Origin of the sequence: Streptomyces sp. NPDC093111, from assembly GCF_040683955.1 — a bacterium.
Lineage (GTDB): Bacteria > Actinomycetota > Actinomycetes > Streptomycetales > Streptomycetaceae > Streptomyces.
In genome coordinates, this window is the sequence record NZ_JBFBNW010000012.1 from 23,358 (window position 1) to 48,228 (window position 24,871).

The following is a 24,871-nucleotide window of genomic DNA, read 5'->3' on the forward strand; positions in this document are numbered from 1 at the left end:
CTGCTCTTCATCGGAACCACCCGAACGGTCCACTGCGCACGGCCCCCGGAAAGCGGACCATGGGCTCAACGCTCAGCGACCGTAGAGGAGCCCTCTTTGCGCCACACACCGCGCGAGGCCTCGCCCCGCCGTTATCTGATGTGCCCACCCACGCACTTCAAGGTGACCTACTCCATCAACCCCTGGATGGACCCCACGAAGCCGGTCGACCTGCCGGTGGCCCTCGCGCAGTGGGAGGACCTGCGCGACCGCTACCGCGCCCTCGGCCACACCGTGGAGCTGCTCGACCCGGGTCCGGGCCTGCCGGACATGGTCTTCGCCGCGAACGGCGCCACCGTGGTGGACGGCCGCGTGCTGGGCGCGAGGTTCGCGTACCCGGAGCGCTCGGACGAGGCGGCGGCCCACCTGGACTGGTTCCGCAGGAACGGTTACCCGGACACGGACGTCCGGGAGCCGGAACACGTGAACGAGGGCGAGGGCGACTTCGCCGTCACCGACTCCTGGATCCTGGCCGGCCGGGGCTTCCGCTCCAGCCCGCTCTCGCACGACGAGGCCCAGGAGTTCTTCGGCCGCCCGGTGATCGGCCTGGAGCTGGTGGACCCGCGCTACTACCACCTGGACACGGCGCTGTGCGTCCTGGACGACGCCCGCGACGAGGTCATGTACTTCCCGGACGCGTTCTCCCCGGGCAGCCGCCGCGTCCTGGAGCGCCTCTTCCCCGACGCCCTGATCGCCTCCGCCGAGGACGCCGCCGCGCTCGGTCTGAACGCGGTCAGCGACGGCCGGCACGTGCTGCTCCCGCAGGCGGCGGTCGGGCTCTACGGCCCGCTGCGGGAACGCGGCTTCGAACCGATCGGCATGGACCTGGGCGAGCTGCTCAAGGGCGGCGGCAGCGTGAAGTGCTGCACTCAGGAGCTGCGCCCCTAGGCCGCGTCAGGGACGTCCCGCCCCCGACCCGCTCCGTCACTCCGTCTCCGGCGGCCAGGGGTCACCCCAGTCGGCGTCCCGGGCCTCCTTGTACAGGGGCCCGTGGCGCTTGGTGACCATCTCCCGGCCGAGCCCGTCCGGCCCGCAGAGCTCCAGCTGGACCAGACCCTTGCGGATCTGCGGGCGGCGGGTGATGCGGGAGGGCGCCGGGGTCACCGGGAACCGGGTGGCGGCGACGTACGCGTACTTCTCGTCCTCGTACGGCAGCGAGCCGCCCTTCACCTGCCGGTGCAGGGAGGAGCGGCTGACCCGGGCGGCGAAGTGGCACCAGTCGGTGCCCGGCACGATCGGGCAGGCGCCGCTGTGCGGGCAGGGCGCGGCGACGGTGAAGCCGGCCTCGACGAGGGCGGTCCGGGCGGCGATGATCCGCTCGTACCCGTCGGGGGTGCCCGGCTCCACGACGACGACGGCCCGCGCGACGCGGGCGGCCTCGGCGACGAGTGCCGCCCGGTCCTTCTCGGTCAGCTCCTTGAGCACGTACGAGACGGTCACGAGGTCCGTCTCGTCGAGCCGCAGCGCGGTGCCGACGCGCTCGCGCCGCCAGTCGGCTTCGACGACCCCGGCGGCCAGTTCGCGCCCGAGGGCGAGGGCGGGCTCGGCCCAGTCGAGGACCCGGGTACGGGGCGGCGCCCCGTCCCACAGCTCGGCGACGGCCCAGGTGGCGGCGCCGGTCCCGCCGCCGACGTCGGTGTGGGTGGCGGGCACCCAGTCCGGGGCGGCGTCCCGCAGCGCGGCGAGGGCGCCCCGGGCCGCCTCGAAGGTGGCGGGCATGCGGTAGGCGGCGTAGGCGACCACGTCGGACCGGTCGCGCAGCACCGGCGCGTCGGTCGGGGTCGTCCCCCGGTAGTGCGCGATCAGACGCTCGACGGCCCGGGCGGCCTGCGAGGGCGGCAGCCCGCCGACGATCCCGGCGAGGGCGGCACGCAGGGACTCGGCGGAGGCGGTGGATCCATTCACCGCACGATTCTAGGCGCCCGTCGGGGCGCCGACCTGCCGGCCGTGGACCGTGCTCCAGGCGGACATCGCGAGGTTCCACTGGGGGCCGGTGAGTTCGGTGAGGGAGGCGGGGAAGAGGCCGTCCTCCTCCTTGGCGATGTGGGCGTGGAGTTCGTCGACGGCCTCGACGAAGGCGGTGCGCTGCTCGGGGGCGTCCAGGTCCAGGGCGGCGAGGAAGGCGGCGAGCTCGCGGTGCTCCCGTTCGAGGGCGTCGACGTAGGCCGCGTACTCCTCGTTCTCGCTCATCACCGCGAAGAGGCCCGCCTCCTCGCCCGCCCAGTGCGCGCGCAGCAGCACCGCCATCTCGGCGGCGAGCGCGGCGGCGCGGGTGCGGTCGCCGGCCTCCAGGGCACGGACCGCGTCCCCGCCGAGGTCGGTGACGGCCTCGTGCTCGGCGATGAATTCCTTGATCAGGGGAATGTCACGGCAACCGCAGTAGTGGCACATGCCCGGATCGTCACATCAGGGGTTCCGCTTCTCCGCCGCGACGCGCCAGGGGCGGCAGAGCAGCAGGAAGCAGGCGCCGGCGGCGACCGCGCAGCAGACCTGGACGACCGCCATGGGGACGGCGGTGGTCTCGCCGGCGATGCCGACGAGCGGCGAGGCGACGGCGCCGATGAGGAAGGAGGAGGAGCCGAGCAGGGCGGAGGCGGAGCCGGCCGCGTGCGGGGTGCGCATGAGGGCCTGGGCCTGGGTGTTGGGCAGGGCGAGGCCCATCGCCGACATCAGCACGAAGAGGCCGGCGGCGACGGCCGTGAGGCCCGGCTCGCCGAAGACGCCGGTGGTCATCAGGAGCAGCGCGACGGAGGCGAGCAGGATGATGCCGAGGCCCCAGCCGAGCACCTTGTCCAGGCTGACCCGGCCGACGAGCAGCCGCCCGTTGATCTGGCCGACGGCGACGAGGCCGACCGAGTTGACGCCGAAGAGGAGGCTGAAGGTCTGCGGGGAGGCCCCGTAGATCTCCTGGACGACGAAGGGCGAGGCGGAGATGTAGGCGAAGAGGACGGCGAAGGCGAGCCCGCCGGCCAGCATGTAGCCGGCGAAGACGCGGTCGGCGAGCAGGCTCCGCATGGTGCGCAGGGCCTCGCCGACGCCGCCCGCGTGGCGCCGCTCCGGCGGCAGGCTCTCGTGGAGGAAGCGCCAGACGACCAGGGTGAGGACGATCCCGACGCCGGTGAGGACGTAGAAGACGCCCCGCCAGTCGGTGATCCGCAGGATCTGGCCGCCGATGAGCGGGGCGACGACGGGGGCGACGCCGGAGATCAGCATCAGGGTGGAGAAGAAGCGGGCCATCTCGACGCCGTCGTACAGGTCGCGGACGACGGCGCGGGCGATGACGATGCCGGCGGCGCCCGCGAGGCCCTGGAGCAGCCGGAAGCCGATGAGGAGTCCGGCGGAGGGGGCGAGGGCGCAGACGGCGGTCGCGAGGACGTACACGACCATGCCGACGAGCAGCGGCCGGCGCCGGCCCCACTTGTCGCTCATGGGGCCGACGACGAGCTGGCCGAGCGCCATGCCGGCGAGGCAGGCGGTCAGGGTGAGCTGGACGGTGGCGGCGGGTGCGCGGAGCACCTCGGTGACCTCCGGCAGGGCCGGCAGGTACATGTCCATGGAGAGCGGCGGGAGGGCGGTGAGACCGCCGAGCACGAGGGTCACGAGCAGCCCCGCCTTACGGGCGGTGGCGACCGGTACGTCGGCTATGTGGGCTTTGGTGGTGGTCCGGCCGCTCTCCGGCATTACTGCTCCGTTTCGTTGAATCCTTCCCTATGTTAGGCGGGGGTGAGCCCGGGGTCGCCCGCCTCGGTGACGAAGGACGCGGCGGTGGTGATCGGGGCGCCGGGGGTCGTGACGGCGGAGACGGTACGGAAGTCGGCCCGTGCGCTGTCCTGCCCGAGCGTGACGGTCGCGTAGCCCCGCCGCCCGTCGTAGAACTTCAGGTGCGGATTGGCCCGCGTCAGGTTGGCGTGGTTGGCGGGCCGCTCGCTGCCGTCCTTCCCGCTCGTGACGGACGTGGTGACGATCTCGGTGCCGAGGGTCCGGGAGCCGGGGTCGCGGAAGTCGGCCTTGATGTCGAGGCCGTAGGCGACATGGACGTCGCCGGTGAGCACCATCAGGTTCTCGACCCCGGCCGCCCGCGCCCCGTCGAGGACGCGCTGCCGGGAGGCGGGGTAGCCGTCCCAGGAGTCCATGGACAGTTTGTACGCGTCGGTGGGGACGTTGCGGCGCTCGGAGAGGACGACCTGCTGCGGGACGACGTTCCAGCGGGCGCGCGCGTCGCGCCAGCCGTCGAGCAGCCAGCGTTCCTGGGCGGCGCCGGTCAGGGTGCGCGCCGGGTCCTCGGACTCGGGGCCGGGGACCTGCCAGCCGTCGCCGTACGCCTGGTCCGAGCGGTACTGGCGGGTGTCGAGGATGTCGAACTGGGCGAGCCGCCCGAAGCGCAGCCGCCGGTACAGGCGCATGTCCGGGCCCTGGGGCCGCTGGGGGCGGCGCAGCGGCTGGTTCTCCCAGTAGGCGCGGTAGGCGGCGGCGCGGCGGATGAGGAACTCCTCCGGCGGCACGTCGTTCTCGGGGGTGTCGCCCGCGTAGTTGTTCTCGGTCTCGTGGTCGTCCCAGGTGACGACGAAGGGGTGCGCGGCGTGCGCGGCGATCAGGTCCGGGTCGGACTTGTAGAGGGCGTAGCGCAGCCGGTAGTCGTCGAGGGTCAGCGTCTCCTTGTCGAAGACGCCGGGAAGGACCCGGTCCTGGTAGGCGCGGGCGCCGCCGGCGCTGTTCACGGCGTACTCGTAGAGGTAGTCGCCGAGGTGGAAGACGACGTCGAGGTCCTCGTCGGCGAGGTGGCGGTAGGCCGTGAAGTAGCCGTCGTGGTACGCCTGGCAGGAGACGGCGGCCAGTTTCAGGCGGGTGTTGTGCGCGCCGGGAGCGGGCGCGGTGCGGGTCCGGCCGACGGGGCTGGTCCAGCTCCCGACGCGGAACCGGTAGAAGTAGACCCGCCCGGGCCCGAGGTCGGGGACCTCGACGTGGACGGTGTGGTCGAACTCGGGGTGGGCGATCGCGCTCCCCCGCCGCAGCCCGCGCCGGAACCGCTCGTCGTGGGCGAGCTCCCAGCGGACGGTGACCCGGCTGCCGGTGGGCAGGCCGCCGCCCGTCTCGTACGGGCGGGGGGCGAGCCGCGTCCACAGCAGCGCGGATCCGGGCAGCGGGTCGCCGGACGCCACCCCCAGGGTGAACGGGTCCTCGGAGATGCGGCGCGGGTCGAGCTCGGCGGCGGCGGCCGTGCCGGCGGCGGGCAGGTTCACCGCGAAGGCGAGCGCGGCGGCGGCACCGGTGACGGTGAGGAAGCGGCGGCGCCCTAAGTGACGGGCGACGGCGCGCAGTTCGTCGGCCTGGGCCTGGTGGGTCCGTACGGCGGTCATGTAACCCTCCCCTGACGGATGTTGTCCTTCCGTTTATTACAGGAGGGCGGGGCGACCTCATGTTGTCGCGTGCAGGACATCCACGTGTCGGACGGATGAGTTCACGGGGCACGGGTCTGCCGTACGCTGCGCGCCCATGAGCATCGCAGTGGTGACGGGAGCGGGATCGGGCATCGGCCGGAGCGTGGCGCGGGCCCTGGCGGCGGCCGGCTGGCAAGTGGCCCTGGCGGGCCGCCGACTGGCCCCCCTGGAGGAGACGGCGGCCCCCCTCTCCCCCTCCGACGTCCTGTGCGTCCCCACGGACGTGACCTCCGCCGACCAGGTCGCGGCCCTCTTCGAGGCGGTACGGGACCGCTTCGGCCGGGTCGACCTGCTCTTCAACAACGCGGGTACGTTCGCGGGCGGCGGCGTCCCCGTGGAGGACCTGGACCACGCGACCTGGCACCAGGTGGTGGACGTCAACCTGACGGGCGCGTTCCTGTGCGCGCAGGCCGCCTTCCGCACGATGAAGGACCAGTCGCCGCAGGGCGGCCGGATCATCAACAACGGCTCCATCTCGGCCCACGTACCGCGCCCGCACTCGATCGCGTACACGGCGACGAAGCACGCGATGACGGGCCTGACGAAGTCCCTGTCGCTGGACGGGCGCCCGTACCGGATCGCCTGCGGCCAGCTCGACATCGGCAACGCGGCGACGGAGATGACGACCCGCATGCAGACCGGCATCCTCCAGGCCAACGGAGAACTGGCGACGGAACCGGTGATGGACGCGGCGGACGTGGCGGCGACGGTGGTACACATGGCGGCCCTGCCGCTGGAGGCGAACGTGCAGTTCGCGACGGTGATGGCGACGGGGATGCCGTACATCGGGCGGGGGTGAGGCCGTACGGAGGGGCTGAGGGCTGATGGGCGATCAGGCCTGACCGGTCTCGAACCGCGCCACCTTCCCCCCGTCGACGGTGAACCGCCAGGCGGTCCTCATCGCACCCCAGGTGTCGTTGCGGTAGTCGGCGACGAGGGCGAGTCCGCCGTCCGCCTCCGCCTCGACGTCCATGTGACCGCCGGAGGAGAAGATCTCCCGCTCGGTCCAGTCGGCCACGTCACGCTCCGACCCGTCGTCGGACATGGTGGCCCCGGGCGCGAGGACCGCGGAGAAGGCCTGCCGGTCGTTGGCGTTGAGGGCGGCGACGAAGGCCCGCACGGTGGGGTCGCTGAGCTGCTCCACGGGAATGGTCATGGACCACCCGTACACCGCGGGGCGCGCCGGCCCCCGGACCGACACCGCGACGGCCCCCGCGTGGACCAGCGGGACCGACCGCGGGCACGGAGATCCGGAACAGTACACTCCGGGACGCCTCCACTCGGCGAACCCCCTTTCCCGGAGAACCCCCTGATGTCACGCCAGGCGCCCCCCATACCCCCGCCCACGGTCCCGCGCCCCAGGTGGTGGAGGCGTCCCGGCGGCATCGTCGCCCTGCTGTTCCTGTTCCCTCCGCTCGGGGTCCTCTTCGCCTGGCGGAGCGGGTGGAGCCGGAACGGGAAGATCACGGCCACGGTGCTGTCCGGGCTGTGGTTCCTGGCGGCGGTGACCTCCGACCCGGAACAGCCGGCCGCGGGCGGGCCCGCCGACGCGAAGCGCCCGACGCCACCGCCGGTGGCGACCGCGAGCCCGACCCCGACCGCGACGCCGACCAGGCCGACCGTCCCGCCGGACTACGTCGGCATGAACCTCAAGGAGGCGGTTGCCGCCGCCTACGAGGCCGGGTTCCGCCCCGCCTCGCACGACGCCTCCGACCGGGACCAGCAGCAGCTGGTGGACAGCAACTGGCGGGTCTGCTTCCAGACGGCGACGGCCCGCGACGGGCGCCGCACGAAGGTCGACTTCGGCGTCGTACGGGTGGAGGCGCCCTGCCCGCCGCGCGACGGGGCGCCGGTGCCGTGGCCGAGGATGCCGAAGGTCGTCGGCATGACCTTCGAGAAGGCGTCGGCGGCCATCCGCCCGACCGGGATCACCCGGATCGAAGCGGACGGCGCCTACACCGACGTGCCCCCGCCGTCCGACCCCGACGCGTGGAAGGTCTGCTTCCAGGACCCCGAGCCGAACGAGCCGATCGAACACCCGAAGACCGAGACCGCCCGCCTGAAGCTCGTGGCACCGGGGACGAGGTGCCCGTCGGACGAGTACACGCGACTGCACACGGACGACGACAACGACAGGGACCACCACCGCGGAACGGGCTCGGGCTCGGGCTCGGGGTCAGGATCGGGCTCAGGCTCGGGCTCGGGTGGGGGCGGCCAGACGGGCATCCAGTACGGCCGCTTCTGCGCGCCCGTCGGAGCGACCGGCGTCACCACCGACGGCCGCCCGGCGAAGTGCTTCATGGGCAAGGACGGCCGCGCACGGTGGGGCTACGGGAGCTGAGACGGCCGAAGCCCCCGTCCAGGCGGGGGCTTCACGTGTGAGGGGCAGACGAGTCGGGCTGTACGCCGGGTTCTGTACCCCGGGACCTCGCGGTCGTCGGGGTGACGGCCATCCATCTAGGGCCGGCGTTGCCGCCGGCCTCGTGCGGTCTACCCGCGGACTCGGGCGGGCAGCCCTCGATCGTCCGCGCAGGAACACCGGGGTGTTCCCTTTTGACCTTGCTCCTGGTGGGGTTTACCTAGCCGCCTGAGTCACCTCAGGCGCTGGTGGTCTCTTACACCACCGTTTCACCCTTACCGGGGACCGAAGTCCCTGGCGGTCTGTTTTCTGTGGCACTGTCCCGCGGGTCACCCCGGGTGGCCGTTAGCCACCACCTTGCCCTGTGGAGCCCGGACGTTCCTCGGGAAGACCCGGAGGTCTCCACGCGGCCGCCCGCCCGGCTCGTCTGCCGTGCCGACCATGCTACCTGCCGATTCACACGAACTCGGCCGTCTCCAGGTCGAAGCCGACCGGGCGTAGCTGGGGCGCGTGGTGTCGCGGTCGATCGTGGCACATGATCCGTACCGCGCCCCGGAGGACGCTTGACCTTGTCGCGGCGGCAAGGTTTCTACTGGGGGCATGAGCAGGGGCACAGGGATGCGGATCGGCGAGATCGCCGCGCTCGTCGGGGTCACCCCGCGGGCCGTGCGGCACTACCACCACCTCGGGCTGCTGCCCGAGCCCCAGCGGCGGGCCAACGGGTACCGGGAGTACGGGGTGCGGGACGCCGTGCTGCTCGCCCGGATCCGGCGGCTGACCGAGCTGGGGCTCGGGCTCGACGAGGTGCGGGACGTGCTCGCGGACGATGCCGGGCGGGAGCTGGTGGAGGTGCTGGAGGAGCTCGACGGGGACCTGGCGCGGCAGGAGCGGGTGATCGGGGAGCGGCGGGCGCGGCTCGGGGAGCTGCTCGCGCAGGCGCGGGCGGGGCGGCTCGCGGCGGACGGGCCGGTGTCGGCGGAGCTGGCGGCGCTCTTCGCGGAGCTGGGCGAGGCGCCCGGACTGGCCGCGTCGCCGATGGCCGCGAAGGACCGGGAGCTGCTGACCCTGCTCGACACCGTGGTGCCGGCGGAGGAGCGGGCCCGGCTGATGGAGCTGATGCGGGAGGCGTCCGGGCACGCGCCCGAGCTGTATGCGCGCCTCGACGCCCTCGCGGACGCGGCGCCCGACGACCCTCGGGTCGGGGAGGCCGCCGCGCTGCTCGCCGCCTGTCTGCCGGACGAGGCCGTCGTGGAGCCGCCCGGGAGCGGGCTCGCCGACGTCTTCTTCGCCGACCTCGCCCCGGCCCAGGCCGCCGTCGTACGGCAGGCGCTGCGGCTGGTGTGGGAGCGGGCCGCGCGATGAGGTACCTGGCCTGCATACTGCTGCCCGCCGAGTTCGCGCTCGTCGTCTGTCTCGTCGCGGGGGTACGGATCCCCGGGGCGGTGCTCGTCGGCGCCGAGGCCGCCGTGCTGCTGGTGGCCGGCGTCGAGACCTTCGCCTATCTGCGGCTGCGGCGGCGCGGGCTCTCCCGGCGGGCCGCGCTCGAACGGCTCGTGCCGGAGCCCGTGCTGCGGCTGGCCGGGCACGAGCTGCGGCTGATGGCGAGCCTGGCGCGCTGGGTCGTCCGCCGGCCGCACGGCGTCGGGCCGGGCGCCACCGCGTTCCCGCACGCGCGGGACCAGGCGGCCCTCATGTACGGCTTCGCCTTCGTCTGCGTCGTGGAGACCGTCGGCATGTCGTACCTGCTGGCGGAGTGGCCGGTGGTGCACGCCGTCTTCCTCGTCCTCGACGTGTACACCGTGCTGTTCGTGCTCGGCCTGCACGCCGCCTCCGCGACCCGGCCGCACCTGCTCACCGAGGACGCGCTGCGGGTGCGGCAGGCCGCCCACGTGGACGTGCGCATCCCGCTGGAGCGGATCGCCTCCGTCCGCCACGAGTCGCTGTTCTCGCACGAGAAGGCGGAGGGCGAGCTGAACCTGGCCGTCGGTTCGCAGACCTCCCTCACCGTCGAGCTGACCGAGCCGGTGCCCGCGCCCCGGCTGCTCGGGCCGCCCCGGCCGGTGCGCCTCGTCCGCCTCCACGCCGACGACGCGCGGGCGCTCGTCCGCGCGCTGCGGGAGGCGCGGGAGGCGCTCGCGGCCGGTGGCGGTGACGCCGCTACGCCGGCGCGAACAGGACCTTCGCCCGTCCCGGATCCGCCTGCGTCAGCCTGACCCGCAGCGGGTCGCCGAGCGGCAGCGGCGCCCCGTCGGCCTCGACCCGGCCGATCACGGCCGGGTCCGGCAGGTGGACGGTGCCGACGTCCGGTTCGTGTTCCTGGACGTCGATGACGACCGAGTCGAAGGTCTCGCCGATCCGATGGCTCATCAGGGCGGCCTCGACGATGTCGACGCTCTCCCGTTCGGCCTTGTTGGCCAGCTTCGTCCCCTTCGCCATGTCCTGCGGCAGGGTGTCGAGCGCGCTCAGCACCCAGTCGGGCGGCGGGGTGCCCGCGGCGGCGGCGAGGCTCAGCTCGCCGGTGTAGCGGTCGATGAGCCGCCGCAGCGGGGCCGTGCAGTGGGTGTACTCGTCGGCGACGGCCGCGTGCACCGCCGGGGTGGGGATGTGCCCGCCGGTGAAGGGCGTGTAGTCGGAGCCGCGCAGCAGGCTGGTGGCGTCCTGGAGGAAGGCGGCGTGCCGGCCGTTGTTCGGGTCGAGGGAACGGATCAGCTCCGCGTACGAGACGTGGTGCGGCCACTCGATCCCGAGGGCCTTCGCGGAGAGCCGCAGCTTGGCGACGGCCCCGTCGGGGGCGGGCGGCAGGGTGCGCAGCACGCCGGTGCCCGCCGCGATCATCAGGTCGGCGGCGACCATTCCGGTGAGCAGGGAGATCTGGGCGTTCCAGCCGTCGACGGGCAGCGGGGCACGGTAGTCGAGCGTGTAGGTGCCGTTGGTCTCGACGACCTCCTGCTCGGGCACGTTGAGGGAGACCCCGCCGCGTTCGATCTCCAGCCGTTCCCGGAGGGGGCCGATGGTCGCGAGGAGGGCGAGCGGCTCCTCGGCGGTGCCCGCGTCGATCAGGGCCTGCGCGCCCGCGTAGTCCAGCTTGGTCAGGCTGCGGACGAGGGCCCTGCGCACGTCCACGGCGACCTGGCGCCCCTCGGCGTCGAGGTCGATGCGCCAGAGCAGGGCGGGGGCGGTGTTGCCGGGGAGGAGGCTGGCCGCGCCCTCGGAGAGCACGGGCGGGTGCAGCGGCACCTTGCCGTCGGGCAGGTAGAGCGTGGTGGCCCGCCGGTGCGCCTCGGCGTCGAGGGCGCCGCCCGGGGTGACGAACGCGGCGACGTCGGCGATCGCGTAGTGGACGCGGTAGCCGCCCTCGGGCCGCCGGGCCAGGTGCATGGCCTGGTCCAGGTCGCGGGAGGTCGGCGGGTCGATGGTGAAGAAGGGCAGGTCGGTGGCGTCGTACGCGGGCAGGTGCGGCGCCTTGGCCGCGGCCTCCGCCTCGGCGAGGACGGCCGGCGGAAAGGTCTCGGGGATGGCCAGCTCGGTGCGGAGCGCACGCAGGGCGGCCGACAGCGGAGCGTCCGCTGCGGCGGTCACGTGGAGGTGTCGGCGGGGCATGGACCGAGCGTAGGACGGGCTGCGGGGGGCGGCACCTCGTCGCGGGCGGCGACGGGGGCGGCACCGTCGCGGGGGGGGGACGGCTCGGCGCGGGCGCCCGGGGGCGGACGGCTCGGCGCGGGCGACGCAGCATCCCGATACGGGCGACCGGGGGACGGCACCTCGTCGCGGGCGGCGGGCGGGTCCCTGCGGCGGCTTGGCCGGGGAGGACGGCCCGGCCCCCGGCGCCTCGGTCCGAGGCGGCGCCGTGGGCCCCTCGGTACCTCGTACGCTGGGGCACCGGGGCCGCACCCCCACCCCCGTACGTACGAAGGAGAACCGCCGTGCTCGTCCTGTTGCCGCCCTCCGAAGGCAAGGCCTCCTCGGGGCGTGGGGCGCCGCTCAAGCCGGAGTCGCTGTCGCTGCCGGGGCTCGCGGAGGCGCGGGCCGCAGTGCTCGACGAGCTGGTCGAGCTGTGTGCCGCCGACGAGGAGAAGGCCCGCGAGGTGCTCGGTCTGAGCGAGGGCCTGCGCGGCGAGGTCGCGAAGAACACGGAGCTGCGGACGGCCGGCGCGCGGCCCGCCGGGGAGATCTACACCGGGGTCCTGTACGACTCGCTGGGCCTGGCGACGCTGGACGCGGCCGCCCGGAAGCGGGCGGACCGTTCGCTCCTGGTGTTCTCGGGACTCTGGGGGGCCGTACGGGTGGGCGACCGGATCCCGTCGTACCGCTGCTCGATGGGCGTGAAGCTGCCCGGTCTCGGCGCGCTCGGGGCGCACTGGCGCGGGGCGATGGCCTCGGTCCTGCCGGAGGAGGCCGGGGACGGTCTGGTGCTCGACCTGCGCTCGTCGGCGTACGCGTCGGCGTGGAAGCCGAAGGGTGAGCTCGCGGCGCGTACGGCGACGGTGCGGGTGCTGCACGCGCCGACCCGGAAGGTGGTCAGCCACTTCAACAAGGCGACGAAGGGCCGGATCGTGCGGAGCCTCCTGGAGGCGGGCGCGGCGCCGGCCGGCCGGGAGGAGCTGACCGAGGCGTTGCGGGACCTGGGGTACGTGGTGGAGGAGGGCGGCAAGGCGGGGGTGCTGGACGTGCTGGTGGACGAGATCCACTAGGGGTGTCGTGCCGGTCGGGGGGGGGCGGCGGGCGGGGCGGGTTCGCGGCGTCTTGCACACCGCTTCCTGAACCGGCCTGAACCGGCCTGATCGGCCCGATCCTGCCTTGCCCCAACCCCGAGACGTTGCAGCATACGCAACGCTCGTTGCATAGATCGCTCAGCGCCGCCAGGATGGGGGCATGATGAGCGTGCTTGACCTTGCCTCCGCCGCCCCCGTCGTCCCGGTCGTCGTGATCGAGGACGCCGCCGACGCCGTACCGCTGGCCCGTGCCCTGGTGGCCGGCGGCCTGGCCGCGATCGAGGTGACCCTGCGCACCCCGGCCGCCCTCGACGCGATCCGGGCGATCGCGGCGGAGGTCCCGGACGCGGTCGTCGGCGCGGGCACGGTCGTCTCCCCCGCACACGTGGCCGACGCGGTCGGCGCGGGGGCGCGGTTCCTGGTGAGCCCCGGCTGGACGGACGCCCTCCTGGAGGCGATGCGCGGCTCGGGGGTGGCGTTCCTCCCCGGTGTCTCGACGACCTCGGAGGTCGTGGCGCTGCTCGAACGCGGGGTGACGGACATGAAGTTCTTCCCGGCGGAGGCGGCGGGCGGCGTGCCGTACCTGAAGTCCCTGGCGGGCCCGCTCCCCCAGGCCCGTTTCTGCCCGACGGGCGGCATCTCCCGCAGCTCCGCCCCGGGCTACCTGGCCCTCCCGAACGTGGCGTGCGTCGGCGGCACCTGGATGCTCCCGGCGGACGCGCTCGCGGCCCGCGACTGGGGGCGCGTCGAGGCGCTGGCGCGGGAGGCGTCGGGGCTGGTGGCGGCGGCCGGGTGAGCGGATTCGGGTCCGGGTCCGACCCGACCGCCGACCGGATTCGACTCCGGCACCGGCCCGTCCGTTGGCCGGACTCGGACTCGGACTCGGACTCGGACGCGACCCGCCCCGGCCCTCTCGGCTACCTCAAGTGCGAGGTGTCGTTGAGCAGGCGGACCGACGCGTTGCCGTCCGCGTAGTAGGCGACCGCCGAGATCGAGGCCGCCGAGAGCTCCATGCGGAACAGGGACTCGGGCGGGGCGCCGAGGGCGAGCCGTACCAGGGTCTTGATCGGGGTCACGTGGGTGACCATCAGGACCGTGCGGCCCGCGTAGGCGGCGGTCAGGCGGTCGCGGGTAGCGGCGACCCGGCGGGCGACGGTCGCGAAGCTCTCGCCGCCGCCGGTCGGGGCGGCCTTCGTGGAGGCCAGCCAGGCGTCGAGGTCGTCCTTGTACCGCTCGCGGACCTCGGCGAAGGTCATGCCCTCCCAGGCGCCGAAGTCGGTCTCGCGCAGCCCGTTCTCGATCCGTACGTCCAGGCCGAGGCGGCCGGCGACGGCCTCCGCGGTCTGGCGGCAGCGGGTCAGCGGGGAGCTGACGATCTCCTGGATCGTGCCGCGCGCGGCGAGCGCGGCGGCCACGGCCTCCGCCTGGCGCAGGCCGGCCGGGGACAGCTCGGGGTCGCCCCCGCCGCTGCCGGAGAAGCGCTTCTCGGGGGTGAGGGCCGTCTCGCCGTGCCGGAGCAGCACGAACGTCGCCGGGGCGCCCATGTCGGGGCCCGACCAGCCCGGGGGCGCGGGGGCCGCGGGCCGCGCGTGGACCGCCTCGGCGGCCGCCGCCTCGAAGTCGCCGGTCGCCGCGTCGCGGTCAGCCGCGGCGGCGGAGCTCAGCGATGCGCGGGCCTGCGCGGCCACGGCCGCGTCCGGCGCGAAGAGGCCCTCGTCGGGGCTGACGGTCCCGAAGGCGGGGACGACCGAGCCGTCAGCCCCACCGCCGGCCACCGGGGAGGACGGACGAGCGGACGCACCGGACGCGGAACCTGCGGGCGCCGAACCGCCGGACGCCGCACCGCCCGAGGCCGTACCGCCGGACGTGGAACCGCCAGAGACCGTATCGCCGGACGCGGAACCTCCGAACGCCGCACCGCCCGCCGCACCGGCGCCCGCCAGGGCCGCGCGGGCGCGGGCCGCGCCTGCCGTCGGGTCGCCCGCCGCCTTGCGGGCGGCGGCCAGGTCGGCCGTCAGGTCCAGGGCGGCGGTCGACGCGGCGGGGCTCCACTGCTCGCCCCGGCGCCCCGCGTCCATCGCCTCGTTCGCCAGCCGGTCGGCGTGCTTGTTGCGCTCGCGCGGGATCCACTCGTAGCGGACCCGGCCGGGCGGGAAGACGCGGGCGGCCTCGGCCGCCAGCGGCTTCATGTCGGGGTGCTTGATCTTCCAGCGGCCGGACATCTGCTCGACCACCAGCTTGGAGTCCATGCGGACATGGACGGTGCAGTCCGGGAACAGCTCCCTGGCGGCGGCCAGGCCGGCCACCAGGCCCTTGTACTCGGCGACGTTGTTCGTCGCGACGCCGATGAACTCGGCCCGCTCCGCCAGGGTCTCCCCCGTCACCGGGTCCAGGACCACCGCTCCGTAGCCGGCGGGTCCCGGGTTGCCCCGGGAGCCCCCGTCGGCCTCGACGATCAGCTCCCTCGACGGTGTCATTACAGCCCGGACTCCGAGGTGCGGACCAGGATCCGGTGGCAGTTCTCGCAGCGCAGCACCGTGTCGGTGGCGGCGGCGCGGACCTCGTTGAGCTCGGTGATGTTCAGCTCGATGTGGCAGCCCTCGCACTTGCGCTGGTACAGCCGGGCCGCGCCGACGCCGCCCTGCTGGCCGCGCAGCTTCTCGTAGAGCTTCATCAGGTCGGCGGGGACGGAGTCCGCCACGAGCTCGCGCTCCTTGGTGACCGAGGCGCTCTCGGCGTCCAGCTCGGTCTGCGCGGTGTCGCGGCGGCCGGTGGCGTCGTCGGTCTTGGCCTGCACGGCGGCGACCCGCTCGGTCAGCTCGGCGACGCGCTCCTGGGCGGACTCGCGGCGCTCCATGACCTCCAGGACGATCTCCTCGAGGTCGCCCTGGCGCTTGGCGAGCGAGGTGATCTCGCGCTGGAGGTTCTCCAGGTCCTTCGGGGAGGAGACGGCGCCGGAGTCGAGCCGCTGCTGGTCGCGCGCGGCGCGCTGGCGCACCTGGTCGACGTCCTGCTCCGCCTTGGTCTGCTCGCGGGCGCAGTCGCTCTCCTCGGTCTGCGCGGCGACGAGCAGGTCGCGCAGCTGGGTGAGGTCCTTGTTCAGCGACTCGATCTCGGCGTGCTCGGGCAGCGAACGGCGCTTGTGCGCGAGCTGCTGGAGGCGCACGTCCAGGGCCTGGACGTCGAGGAGTCGGATCTGGTCGGCGGGCGCGGCGTTCAGTTGGGGGCTCCAGGAGAGGTGTGGTGGGAGGACCAGGGGTCGGTGACCGTCTTGGAGACGTGCACGCGCAGGTCCCAGCCGTGGCGGTCGGAGATCGTGTCGAGCTGGGCGGCGGCCTGCTCGCACCAGGGCCATTCGGTGGCCCAGTGGGCGGCGTCGACCAGGCCGAGCGGGCCGGAGGAAGAGGCGGAGGCGTGTGCGGCGGCCTGGGTCGCCTCGGAGACGGGGTGGTGGCGCAGGTCCGCGGTGAGGAAGGCGTCCACGCCCGCCGCCCGTACGGCGTCGAAGAGGCTGTCGCCGGAGCCGCCGCTGACGGCGACCGTGCGCAGCACCATGTCCGGGTCACCGGCGACCCGGATGCCCTGCGCGGTGGCGGGCAGCCGCGCGGCGGCGCGGGCGGCGAACTCGGCCAGGGTCTCGGGGGTGTCCAGCTCGCAGATCCGTCCGAGGTTGTTCTCGGGGACGAGCGGTCCGGTGACCCTCAGGTCGAGCGCGCCGGCGAGGGCGTCGGAGACGCCGGGGTCGGCGGTGTCGGCGTTGGTGTGGGCCACGTGGAGGGCGATGTCGTGCTTGATCAGGGTGTGCACGACCCGGCCCTTGAAGTGGGAGGCCGCGACGGTCGTCGTCCCGCGCAGGTAGAGCGGGTGGTGGGTGACGATCAGGTCGGCGCCGAGGGCGATGGCCTCGGCGGCGATCTCCTGCACGGGGTCCACGGCGAAGAGCACGCGGGAGACCTCGGCGTCGGGGTCGCCGCAGACGGTGCCGACGGCGTCCCACTGCTCGGCCCGCTCGGGCGGCCAGAGGGCGTCGAGCTCGGCGATGACTTCAGACAGACGGGGCACGAGGGAAAGGCTACCTGCCCCACGTGCCCCGCCGTCCTGGCCTGTGGACAACCCACTCCGGGCGGGTGGACAACCCGGTCCGGCGGAGTGGACAACCCGGTCCGGCGGGGTGGGCAACCCGGTCCGGTGGGATGGGCGCCCCGCTCCGGCCGGGTTGCCGCCCTGCCCGGCCGGGTGGGCGCCCCTGCTGCCCGGGCAGCACGGCCTCGTCCTGTCGAGTGGACGCCCCTGCCCTGTCGAGTGGACGCCCCCGACTCGCCGGGCGGAGCCGCCCCTACCCGGGCGGGCAGGGCGCCCCCGCAGGGCAGCGCGGCCCGCCCGGCGGGGCAGGGCGAGCGACACGCCCGCCGCACGCCCGCCCCCCACTCCCCTACTTCACAAGGTCGGCCCGCAGGTCGTCGAGGACGCTGTTCGCGGCGGTGACGCCGAGGCCGAGGTACCAGGTCTCGTCCGGGACGTCCTTGGCCTGGCCGGCCTTGACCGCCTTCAGGTTCTTCCAGAGCGGGTTGGCCTGGGCGGTGTCCCGCTTGGTGGACTTGGGGTCTCCGTAGACGCCGGTGAAGATCCAGTCGCCGTCCGCCTGGTCGATCTTCTCGGGGCTGACCTCGACGGCCAGGTCGTTCACCTGCTGGTTGGCGGGCCGGGGCAGGCCGGCGTCCTCCAGGATGGTGCCGATGAAGGATGCCTTGGCGTACAGGCGGATCTTGCCGGGGAGGTAGCGGACCATGGAGACGGTCGGCTTGTCGGCCCCGATGTCGGTCCCGAGCTGCTTCGCCTTGGCCTCGTAGGCGTCCAGCTTGGTCTTCGCCTCCGCGCTCTTGTCCAGGGCGGCGGCGTTGAGCAGGTAGTTCTCCTTCCAGGTGAAGCCCGGGCGGATGGAGAACACGGTGGGGGCGATCTTCGACAGCTCGTCGTACTTGTCCGCGGCGCGCAGCTGGCTGCCGAGGATGAGGTCGGGCTGGAGGTTGGCGATCGCCTCCAGGTTGAGGTTGTTGATGGTGCCGACGGACTTGGGGTTGCCGGCGTCCTTCTTCAGGTAGCCGGGGATGCCGTCGTCGCCCTCGGAGGGGGCGTAGCCGACGGGCTTGACGCCGAGGGAGACGACGTTGTCGAGCTCGCCGACGTCGAGGACGATCACGCGCTTGGGCGCGGCGGGGATCTCGGTCTTGCCGAGGGCGTGGGTGAGGGTGCGCGGGAACTGGCCCGGCTTGGCGTCCGTCCCCAGGGCGGCGGTCTTGGCCGCCGCGTCGCCGAAGTCCTTGCCGCCGACGGCGACGTCCTTCTTCTTGCCGCCCTCGTCCTTCTTGGCCCCGTCCGAGGAGCCGTCACCGCCTCCGCAGGCCGCGAGGGTGAGCGCGGCGGCGAGGCTGAGGGCGGCGGCGGCGGTGCCGCGGCGGCGGAAGGACATGAGGGCTCTCCTGTACGCATACGGGGACGGCTCGCGACCCCGAGACGGAGCACCGGGTTCCACTTAGGGTCGCCTTACCTTACCTACCCTCAGCCCCACCAGCACAACCCGCCCCCTCGGCTCAGCGGAACCGGAAGACGGCCACCCATTGGGGTGAAGTGCGGTGGCTCGCGTTGTTCGGCAGGAAGTGCGAAAACTAGCTTCGTGGCCGGAGGTGACGAGTCGATGACAGCCTGTGCCATCGAAACGGCGAGGGAAGGCGGCCCGATGGGGCCCGTACCCACCGGCCACGGGGCGTTCACGATCACCACGAACGGCGCCTACGCGGCCCGGCTCGCGGGATCCGGGGACGCGCTGTACGCCGAGCGCTGGACGCTCGACGGCCCGGAGCCGTACGCCGTACCGCTGCCGCTCGCCCAGCCCGAGGAGCCCGGCACGCCCCTGCTGCCGCTGGCCGACGGGCGGGTGCTGGTGGCGCGCCGCGTGGACGGGCGCCGGCACACGTTCTCGCTGCTGTACCCGACCGGCCCCGAGACGGGCGAGCTGATGCTCGGCTCCGTGGAGGCGCCCGGCACGGGAGAGCTGACGCTGCTCCCGCCGTCGCCGGACGGCATCTGCGCGTACGCCCTGTGCGTCGGCCGGGACACCACCACCCTGTGGCTGGTGGCGGGCGGCGCCTTCGGGCCCGAGCAGGTCGCCGAGGTGCGGGGGCGCTGCTCGGGCGGCGTCTGGCTGGACCGTACGGGGCGGATGCTCGCGCTCGACCGGCGCCTGGGCGACGGCCCGGTGAAGGCGGTCGCGGTCGACCTGGAGCGCGGCGGCGAGGTGACCCCGCTGCTGCAGATCGCCGAGGACAGCCACGACCGGCTGCTGCTCGCGGACCCCGACAGCGGCCTGCTGCTGATCCGCTCCGACGCGCCCTCGCCCGGGCACGACCGGCTGGGCTGGGGGGTCCTGGGGAGCCTGCTGCCGGTGCGGTTCCCCGAGTGCCTGCGGCTCGACGACGCGGCGGTGACGCCGTTCGCGGTGCAGCCGGGGCAGGTGCTCGTGCCGGAGGGCTGCGGGGTGGCGCTGCGGATCGACGCCGCGGCGGGCAGCTGGGTGGGCATGTGGCGGCCCTCCGCCCGCCGGATGAGCCAACTGGGCGTCCCCGCGGGCTGGCTGGCCGGGGCGGGCCTGTGGACGCCCGAGGGGGTGCTGCGACTCCCGTACGCGACGGCCGGCACGCCCTGCGGGCTCGCGGCCCTGGAGGAGCCCGAGCAGCCCCCCGTACCGGAACCGGGGCCGGTGACGGGGAGGGGTACGGGTACGGGTACGGGGACGGGGACGGGCGCCTTCAAGGTCTGCCGTCCGGTGCCCTTGCAGCAGGCTCCGCTGACGGACCGCGGGCCCGCTCGTTAGACTCACTGGCCGCACAGCAAGAGCGAGATCAACGGGGTGAGTTCCACCATGAACGACACGGACGCGCAGGAGTCGAACGGCTCGGGCCGGCACAGGGGTGAATCGGCGCCGTCGGAGGACGCCGCGTCCTCGGCGTCGTCGGCCTCCTCGCCGCACGGCCGCCACCGCCGCGAGCCGGAAGACCGCTGAACACCTGAGCCGAAGGGCTGAGCTCAAGGGTTGAGCCGAAGGGCTGAGCCGAACACCTGCGAGGCCCCCGGGAAACCGGGGGCCTCGCACGTTCCCCACCTCGGACCGCTCAGCCCCGCTCAGCCCACCTCGGACCGCTCAGCCCGCTTCAGCCCCGCTCAGCCCTTCTTCAGCCCCAGCACCTCCGCCGCCGCGAAGGTCTCCCCCGCCGGCCGGGCCGCGTAGTGCGGGGTCAGGAGCCCGTCGAGCTCCTCATAGGTGAAGGCGTCCTTCGCCGTGTCGAACTTCGCGGCCACCTTCGGGCGGTCCACGATCGCCACCATCCCGCCGTGGACGACGAGCAGCTGCCCGTTGACCCCGGCCGCGGCCGGGGAGGCGAGGTAGCCGACGAGCGGCGCCACGTGCTCCGGCGACAGCGGGTCGAGCCGGTCCTCGGCGGTCGGCTCGGCGAACCCGGCGAAGACGTCCTCGGTCATCCGGGTGCGGGCCCGGGGGCAGATCGCGTTCGCCGTGACGCCGTACTTGGCGAGGGCGAGCGCGGTGGAGGTCGTCAGGCCGACGATCCCGCCCTTGGCCGCCGCGTAGTTGGGCTGTCCGGCCGAACCGGCGAGGAACGCCTCGGACGAGGTGTTGACGATCCGCCCGTAGACGCCGCTCTCGCCCGCCTTCGCCCGGCCGCGCCAGTGCACGGCCGCGTGGTGGGTGGTGTTGAAGTGGCCCTTGAGGTGGACCCGGATCACCGAGTCCCACTCCTCCTCGCTCATCGAGAAGACCATCCGGTCGCGCAGGATGCCCGCGTTGTTGACCAGGATGTCGAGCTTCCCGAACTCGCTCACGGCCAGGTCGACCAGGCCGCGCGCGGTCTCGAAGTCGGCGATGTCGCCGAGGTGGGCGACGGCCCGGCCGCCCGCCGCGCGGATCTCGGCGGCGACCTCCTCGGCGGGGGTCGCCGACGCCTCGCCGGAGCCGTCCCGCCCGGGCTGGCCGTAGTCGTTGACGACGACGGCCGCGCCGAGCCCGGCCAGTTCGAGCGCCTCGGCCCGGCCGAGCCCGCGGCCGGCGCCGGTGACGATCGCGCTCAGTCCCTCAAGAGGGAGTGACATGGGGCAGGTCCTCTCAGGTGTGGATGCCGGCCCGGACGGCCGGATGCCGGATGCCGGATGCCGGATGCCGGGTGGCCGGATACCGGGTGGCCGGATACCGGGTGGCCGGGTGCCGGTCAGATCTCGATGCAGGTGCGCAGCGCGACGCCGGTCCGCATCTGCTCCAGCGCCTCGTTGATCCCGGCCAGCGGCACCCGGTGCGTGATCAGGGACTCCAGGTCGATGCGGCCGGCCCGCCAGAGCGCGATGGCCCGTTCGTACGAGCGGAGCACGTCCCCGCCGCCGTACATGGACGGCAGGATCCGCTTCTCGTCGAAGAACAGCTCGAACATGTTGAGCTGGAGGTGGTCGTCGAGGGCGCCCGCGCCGACGACGCAGAGGGTGCCGCCGCGCCGGGTGGTCTCGTACGCGGTGCGCGCGGTGGCGGACTTGCCGACGACCTCGAAGACGTAGTCGAAGCCCTCGCCGCCGGTGATCCGCTGCTTGGCGTCGGCGAGGGCGTCGGGGGCGACGGCCTCGGTGGCGCCGAAGCGGAGGGCGGCCTCGCGCCGGGACTCGACGGGGTCGACGGCGACGATCTCGGCCGCGCCCTGGAGCTTGGCGCCCTGGATCGCGGAGATGCCGACGCCGCCGCAGCCGATCACGGCGACCGAGGAACCGGCCTCCACCTTGGCCGTGTTGATGGCCGCGCCGAGCCCGGTGGTCACGCCGCAGCCGATGAGCGCGGCGATGTCGAAGGGCACGTCGTCGGGGATCGGGACGGCGCAGCCCGCGTCGACGACGACCTCCTCGGCGAAGGTCCCGGTGCCGGCGAAGCCGAAGACGTCTCCGCCGGGGCGCTTGAAGTTGGGGGTCCCGGCGTTCATGAAGCCGGCCAGGCAGAGCTGGGTCTGGCCGCGCTTGCAGGCGGGACAGCTGCCGCAGGCGGGCAGCCAGCAGAGCAGCACCCGCTGCCCCTCGCTCAGTCCGGTGACCCCGTCGCCGATGTCGAGGATCTCGCCGGCGCCCTCGTGCCCGGGGATGAAGGGCGCGGGCTGCGGGAGGACGCCGCTCATCGCGGAGACGTCGGAGTGGCACAGGCCGGTGGCCCGTACCCGGATCTTCACCCGGCCGGGGCCGAAGCCCACCGCCTCGACGTCGTCGACGACTTCGAGCTTGTCCTGGCCTATCTCGTGCAGTACGGCTGCGCGCATGGTGCGGCTCCCTCGGGGCTCATGTCAGGAGATGTCAGGAGATATCAGGAGTGGTCCACGACGGTGTCGGCGAGTACGGGCGCGTCGTCCCGCTCGACGGCGCTGACCGTGATCTGGATCCGGCCGCCCGCGACGGCCCCGTCGCCGTCGCCGCCGCCCTCCGCCCCGGCCAGGCGCCACATCCGGATCCGCAGGGTCTCGCCCGGGAAGACGATCCCGGCGAAGCGGGTGCGGTAGGCGCGGACCCGGGTGACGTCGCCGTCGAGGAGGGTGTCCACGGCCGCCTTGAGGGTCATGCCGTACGAGCAGAGGCCGTGCAGGATCGGCCGGTCGAAGCCCGCCAGCTTGGCGAACTCGGGGTCCGCGTGGAGCGGGTTCCAGTCGCCGGAGAGGCGGTAGAGCAGGGCCTGCTCCTCGCGGATGGGGCGCTCGACGGTGGCGTCGGGCTCGCGGGCGGGGATGTCCAGGCGCTCGGAGGGCCCGCGGTCGCCGCCCCAGCCGCCCTCGCCGCGTACGAAGATCTGGGCGTCGCTGGTCCACAGCGGGCCGTCCGCGTCGGCGGCCTCCGAGCGGAGCACCAGGACGGCGGCCTTGCCCTTGTCGTACACGGCGGCGACGCGGGAGGTGGAGACGGCCCGGCCGGAGACGGGCAGCGGGCGGTGCAGGGTGACCGACTGGCCGCCGTGCAGGACGGCGGCGAGGTCGATGTCGATGCCGGGGGCGGAGAGCCCGCCGACGACCCCCATGCCGGCACCGGCGACGGTGGCGAAGCTGGGCAGCACGTGCAGCCGGGATTCGAGGGTGTAGCGCAGCTCGTCGGGGTCGGTCGCGGGGACGCCCGCGCCGAGGCCGAGGTGGTAGAGCTGGACGTCCTTGTGGTCCCAGCCGATCTCCGCGCTGCGGGGCTCGGCGGCGACGGCCTTGGCGGCGTCAATGGGCATCGGCTTGCTGCTCCTTGGGGATCCTTGGAGTGGAAGACCTCGGTGCGGTCGTCCGCACCGTCGACCGCACCGAGGCCGTGCGGGGACCGAGGCCGGAACGGAAGTCCCAGAAGCTAGAACCTGTTCCAGTTCGGTGACCCCCATGTATAGCGGAGGGGTGTTCCGTTGGGAACCCTCCTGACGGCATGTCAGATGCCGTTCGCTCCAAGGGGTGTTCGAGAGGCACCCGAGGGGTGCTCCGGGATGCCCGAGGGTGGCCCGGGGATGCGGGGCACCCAGGACATTTGTCACCGCCAGGTCCGTACACGCGCTCCTGACCGGCCGCACCCTCCCCTCCGTAACGTCGTGGTCATGACGAACGAGCCCGCCGTCGCCTTCGAGGCGGCCACCAAGACCTACGGCCCGGTCCGCGCCGTGGACGGCATCGACCTCACGATCCGCCGCGGCGAGACCGTCGCCCTGCTCGGCCGCAACGGCGCCGGGAAGTCCACCACCATCAACCTGCTCCTCGGCCTCGACGCCCCCGACAGCGGCCGGGTCCGCCTGTTCGGCGACACGCCCGCCCGGGCCGTCGAGGCGGGCCGGGTCGGCGCCATGCTCCAGGACACCCGCCCGGTCCCCCGGGTCACCGTCCGCGAGCTGGTCTCGTTCGTCGCCCGCACCTACCCCTCCCCCATGCCGGTCGCCGAGGCCCTGGAACTGGCGGGCCTCACCGAGTTCGCGGACCGCCGCGCCGACCGGCTCTCCGGCGGCCAGGCCCAGCGCGTCCGCTTCGCCGTCGCCCTGGCCGGCAACCCCGAGCTGATCGTCCTGGACGAGCCGACCGCCGCCCTGGACGTCGAGGCCCGGCAGATCTTCTGGGACGCGATGCGGGACTACGCCGGGCGCGGCAACACGGTGCTGTTCTCCACCCACTACCTGGAGGAGGCCGACACCAGCGCCGACCGGATCGTCGTCGTCGACTCCGGCCGCGTGATCGCCGACGGCACGGCCGAGCAGCTGAAGCGCCGGGCCGGCGGGGCGCTGGTCTCCTTCGACCTGGCCGGGGGCCCGACGGACGGCCTCACCCTGCTCCCCGGCGTCACCGCGATCGAGATCCGCGGCGACCGCGCGCACCTGCGCAGCGACGACTCGGACGCGACCGTCCTCGCGCTGGCGGCGCTGCACGCGATCCGCGGCCTGGAGGTCGCACCGGTCTCCCTGAACGACGCGTTCCTGGCCCTGACCGGCGAGAACCCCACCACCGGCACCACCACCGCCCCCACCCCCACGAGCATGGAGAAGGCCCGATGATCACCGCCTACGTACGCCTCGAAGTCCGCCGCACCCTGCGCGACGTCGGCTTCGCGATCTCCTCGATCGCCGTGCCGGTGATGATGTACCTGCTCTTCACCAACCTCGGCGGCGCGAACAGCGCCGACGTGAAGGCCGCCGCCATGGTCGGCATGGCCGCGTACGGAGCGCTCGGCGCCGCCCTGTCGCTGGGCACCGGCGTCGCCGAGGACAAGTCCTCCGGCTGGCTGCGGCAGTTGCGGATCACCCCGATGACCCCGCGCCAGGTGGTCACGGGCCGCGCCCTGACCGGCACGGTCGTGGTCCTTCCGGCGATCGCGGCGGTGCTGCTCGCCGGGGCGCTCGTCAACGGCGTACGGCTCGACGCCTGGCAGTGGGCGGCCGTCGCCCTCGCCCTGTGGGCCGGCTCGCTCCCCTTCACCCTGCTCGGCCTGGGCAACGGCTACCGGCTCTCGGCGCAGACCACCGGCGTCGTCAACGTCGCCTGCAACCTGGGGCTCGCGGTGGTCGGCGGCCTGTGGTTCCCGGTCGAGCTGTTCCCGCAGTGGCTGCGCACGATCTCCTCCTACACCCCGACCAATCGCTTCGCGGACCTCGGCAGGGCACTGACGGAGGGCACGATGCCGGGCACCGGGACCCTGGTGATCCTGCTCGTGTGGGCGGCGCTGTTCGGCACGTACGCGGCGGTCTCGTACCGTCGTGCGGCACGGACGATCTGATGTGTGAGGCCGAA

At 73.9% G+C, this 24,871-nt stretch carries 23 protein-coding genes and 1 other RNA gene; 10 read left to right on the forward strand and 14 right to left on the reverse strand.

Features of this window, described 5'->3' with window-relative positions; genetic code table 11:
- Positions 1-96: 96 nt before the first annotated feature.
- Positions 97-927: a dimethylargininase gene (ddaH, locus tag AB0Q96_RS21605; RefSeq protein WP_365327768.1), complete on the forward strand. Its 831-nt coding sequence runs from the start codon at positions 97-99 to the stop codon at positions 925-927.
- 36 nt (positions 928-963) lie between these two features.
- Here ddaH and AB0Q96_RS21610 read toward each other — a convergent pair whose 3' ends face one another.
- From AB0Q96_RS21610 to AB0Q96_RS21625, 4 genes are read right to left on the reverse strand one after another with little or no spacing between them, the layout of a single operon-like run.
- A complete protein-coding gene (locus AB0Q96_RS21610; RefSeq protein ID WP_365327770.1) occupies positions 964-1,944 on the reverse strand; it encodes a small ribosomal subunit Rsm22 family protein in 981 nt (326 codons plus the stop codon).
- A gap of 9 nt (positions 1,945-1,953) precedes the next feature.
- Positions 1,954-2,430, reverse strand: a complete 477-nt coding sequence (locus AB0Q96_RS21615) for a hemerythrin domain-containing protein (protein ID WP_365327772.1) — start codon at positions 2,428-2,430, stop codon at positions 1,954-1,956.
- A gap of 15 nt (positions 2,431-2,445) precedes the next feature.
- Positions 2,446-3,720 (reverse strand): multidrug effflux MFS transporter, encoded by a 1,275-nt coding sequence (locus AB0Q96_RS21620; protein ID WP_365327774.1) that lies wholly within the window; start codon positions 3,718-3,720, stop codon positions 2,446-2,448.
- A 32-nt stretch (positions 3,721-3,752) separates the two neighbouring features.
- Positions 3,753-5,396, reverse strand: coding sequence for an alkaline phosphatase D family protein (locus AB0Q96_RS21625; protein WP_365327776.1), 1,644 nt, complete (start codon positions 5,394-5,396; stop codon positions 3,753-3,755).
- 136 nt (positions 5,397-5,532) lie between these two features.
- Between AB0Q96_RS21625 and AB0Q96_RS21630 the strand changes: the two genes are divergently transcribed.
- A complete protein-coding gene (locus AB0Q96_RS21630) occupies positions 5,533-6,276 on the forward strand; it encodes an SDR family oxidoreductase (protein WP_365327778.1) in 744 nt (247 codons plus the stop codon).
- A 33-nt stretch (positions 6,277-6,309) separates the two neighbouring features.
- Here AB0Q96_RS21630 and AB0Q96_RS21635 read toward each other — a convergent pair whose 3' ends face one another.
- The gene (locus AB0Q96_RS21635) at positions 6,310-6,633 is read right to left on the reverse strand and encodes a nuclear transport factor 2 family protein (RefSeq protein WP_365327780.1); all 324 of its coding nucleotides are present in this window, start codon (positions 6,631-6,633) and stop codon (positions 6,310-6,312) included.
- Between the two features lie 156 nt (positions 6,634-6,789).
- Here AB0Q96_RS21635 and AB0Q96_RS21640 point away from each other — a divergent pair, with 156 nt between their 5' ends.
- Complete coding sequence (locus AB0Q96_RS21640; RefSeq protein WP_365327782.1) at positions 6,790-7,818, forward strand: PASTA domain-containing protein; 1,029 nt, start codon at positions 6,790-6,792, stop codon at positions 7,816-7,818.
- Between the two features lie 45 nt (positions 7,819-7,863).
- Here AB0Q96_RS21640 and rnpB read toward each other — a convergent pair.
- Positions 7,864-8,262, reverse strand: an RNA gene (rnpB, locus tag AB0Q96_RS21645) — RNase P RNA component class A.
- Between the two features lie 192 nt (positions 8,263-8,454).
- Here rnpB and AB0Q96_RS21650 point away from each other — a divergent pair.
- The gene (locus AB0Q96_RS21650; protein WP_365328299.1) at positions 8,455-9,198 is read left to right on the forward strand and encodes a MerR family transcriptional regulator; all 744 of its coding nucleotides are present in this window, start codon (positions 8,455-8,457) and stop codon (positions 9,196-9,198) included.
- Entirely contained in the window at positions 9,195-10,049 is an 855-nt protein-coding gene (locus AB0Q96_RS21655; RefSeq protein WP_365327784.1) for a hypothetical protein, read from the forward strand. The genes AB0Q96_RS21650 and AB0Q96_RS21655 overlap by 4 nt, the downstream gene beginning before the upstream one ends.
- On the opposite strand, the gene AB0Q96_RS21660 is transcribed toward AB0Q96_RS21655, so the two are convergent.
- The gene (locus tag AB0Q96_RS21660) at positions 9,994-11,436 is read right to left on the reverse strand and encodes an RNB domain-containing ribonuclease (RefSeq protein ID WP_365327786.1); all 1,443 of its coding nucleotides are present in this window, start codon (positions 11,434-11,436) and stop codon (positions 9,994-9,996) included. The two genes, AB0Q96_RS21655 and AB0Q96_RS21660, sit on opposite strands and share 56 nt — an antisense overlap.
- A gap of 323 nt (positions 11,437-11,759) precedes the next feature.
- Between AB0Q96_RS21660 and yaaA the strand changes: the two genes are divergently transcribed.
- Positions 11,760-12,527 carry a peroxide stress protein YaaA gene (yaaA, locus tag AB0Q96_RS21665; protein WP_365327788.1) on the forward strand — a complete coding sequence of 256 codons (768 nt, stop codon included), beginning with the start codon at positions 11,760-11,762 and terminating at the stop codon, positions 12,525-12,527.
- Between the two features lie 181 nt (positions 12,528-12,708).
- A complete protein-coding gene (eda, locus tag AB0Q96_RS21670) occupies positions 12,709-13,344 on the forward strand; it encodes a bifunctional 4-hydroxy-2-oxoglutarate aldolase/2-dehydro-3-deoxy-phosphogluconate aldolase (protein ID WP_365327790.1) in 636 nt (211 codons plus the stop codon).
- A gap of 121 nt (positions 13,345-13,465) precedes the next feature.
- Here eda and AB0Q96_RS21675 read toward each other — a convergent pair whose 3' ends face one another.
- From AB0Q96_RS21675 to AB0Q96_RS21690, 4 genes are all read right to left on the reverse strand, one after another.
- On the reverse strand, positions 13,466-15,025 hold the full coding sequence (locus AB0Q96_RS21675) for a bifunctional RNase H/acid phosphatase (RefSeq protein ID WP_365327792.1): 1,560 nt from the start codon (positions 15,023-15,025) through the stop codon (positions 13,466-13,468).
- The gene (locus AB0Q96_RS21680) at positions 15,025-15,768 is read right to left on the reverse strand and encodes a C4-type zinc ribbon domain-containing protein (protein WP_365328301.1); all 744 of its coding nucleotides are present in this window, start codon (positions 15,766-15,768) and stop codon (positions 15,025-15,027) included. Before AB0Q96_RS21680 ends, AB0Q96_RS21675 begins: the two co-directional genes overlap by 1 nt.
- A complete protein-coding gene (locus tag AB0Q96_RS21685) occupies positions 15,765-16,610 on the reverse strand; it encodes a Nif3-like dinuclear metal center hexameric protein (RefSeq protein ID WP_365327794.1) in 846 nt (281 codons plus the stop codon). The genes AB0Q96_RS21680 and AB0Q96_RS21685 overlap by 4 nt, the downstream gene beginning before the upstream one ends.
- A gap of 370 nt (positions 16,611-16,980) precedes the next feature.
- Positions 16,981-18,018, reverse strand: a complete 1,038-nt coding sequence (locus tag AB0Q96_RS21690; RefSeq protein ID WP_365327796.1) for an iron-siderophore ABC transporter substrate-binding protein — start codon at positions 18,016-18,018, stop codon at positions 16,981-16,983.
- Positions 18,019-18,285: 267 nt separating this feature from the next.
- On the opposite strand from AB0Q96_RS21690, the gene AB0Q96_RS21695 reads away from it, so the two are divergent.
- On the forward strand, positions 18,286-19,419 hold the full coding sequence (locus AB0Q96_RS21695; RefSeq protein WP_365327798.1) for a hypothetical protein: 1,134 nt from the start codon (positions 18,286-18,288) through the stop codon (positions 19,417-19,419).
- A 347-nt stretch (positions 19,420-19,766) separates the two neighbouring features.
- On the opposite strand, the gene AB0Q96_RS21700 is transcribed toward AB0Q96_RS21695, so the two are convergent.
- The 3 genes from AB0Q96_RS21700 to AB0Q96_RS21710 all read right to left on the reverse strand — a co-directional run bounded on the left by AB0Q96_RS21700 (position 19,767) and on the right by AB0Q96_RS21710 (position 22,845).
- Complete coding sequence (locus AB0Q96_RS21700) at positions 19,767-20,711, reverse strand: 3-oxoacyl-ACP reductase (protein WP_365327800.1); 945 nt, start codon at positions 20,709-20,711, stop codon at positions 19,767-19,769.
- 116 nt (positions 20,712-20,827) lie between these two features.
- Positions 20,828-21,904 (reverse strand): Zn-dependent alcohol dehydrogenase, encoded by a 1,077-nt coding sequence (locus AB0Q96_RS21705; protein ID WP_365327801.1) that lies wholly within the window; start codon positions 21,902-21,904, stop codon positions 20,828-20,830.
- 44 nt (positions 21,905-21,948) lie between these two features.
- Positions 21,949-22,845 (reverse strand): MaoC/PaaZ C-terminal domain-containing protein, encoded by an 897-nt coding sequence (locus AB0Q96_RS21710; protein WP_365327803.1) that lies wholly within the window; start codon positions 22,843-22,845, stop codon positions 21,949-21,951.
- A 351-nt stretch (positions 22,846-23,196) separates the two neighbouring features.
- On the opposite strand from AB0Q96_RS21710, the gene AB0Q96_RS21715 reads away from it, so the two are divergent.
- A complete protein-coding gene (locus AB0Q96_RS21715; protein WP_365327805.1) occupies positions 23,197-24,138 on the forward strand; it encodes an ABC transporter ATP-binding protein in 942 nt (313 codons plus the stop codon).
- A complete protein-coding gene (locus tag AB0Q96_RS21720; RefSeq protein ID WP_365328304.1) occupies positions 24,138-24,857 on the forward strand; it encodes an ABC transporter permease in 720 nt (239 codons plus the stop codon). Before AB0Q96_RS21715 ends, AB0Q96_RS21720 begins: the two co-directional genes overlap by 1 nt.
- Positions 24,858-24,871: the final 14 nt, after the last annotated feature.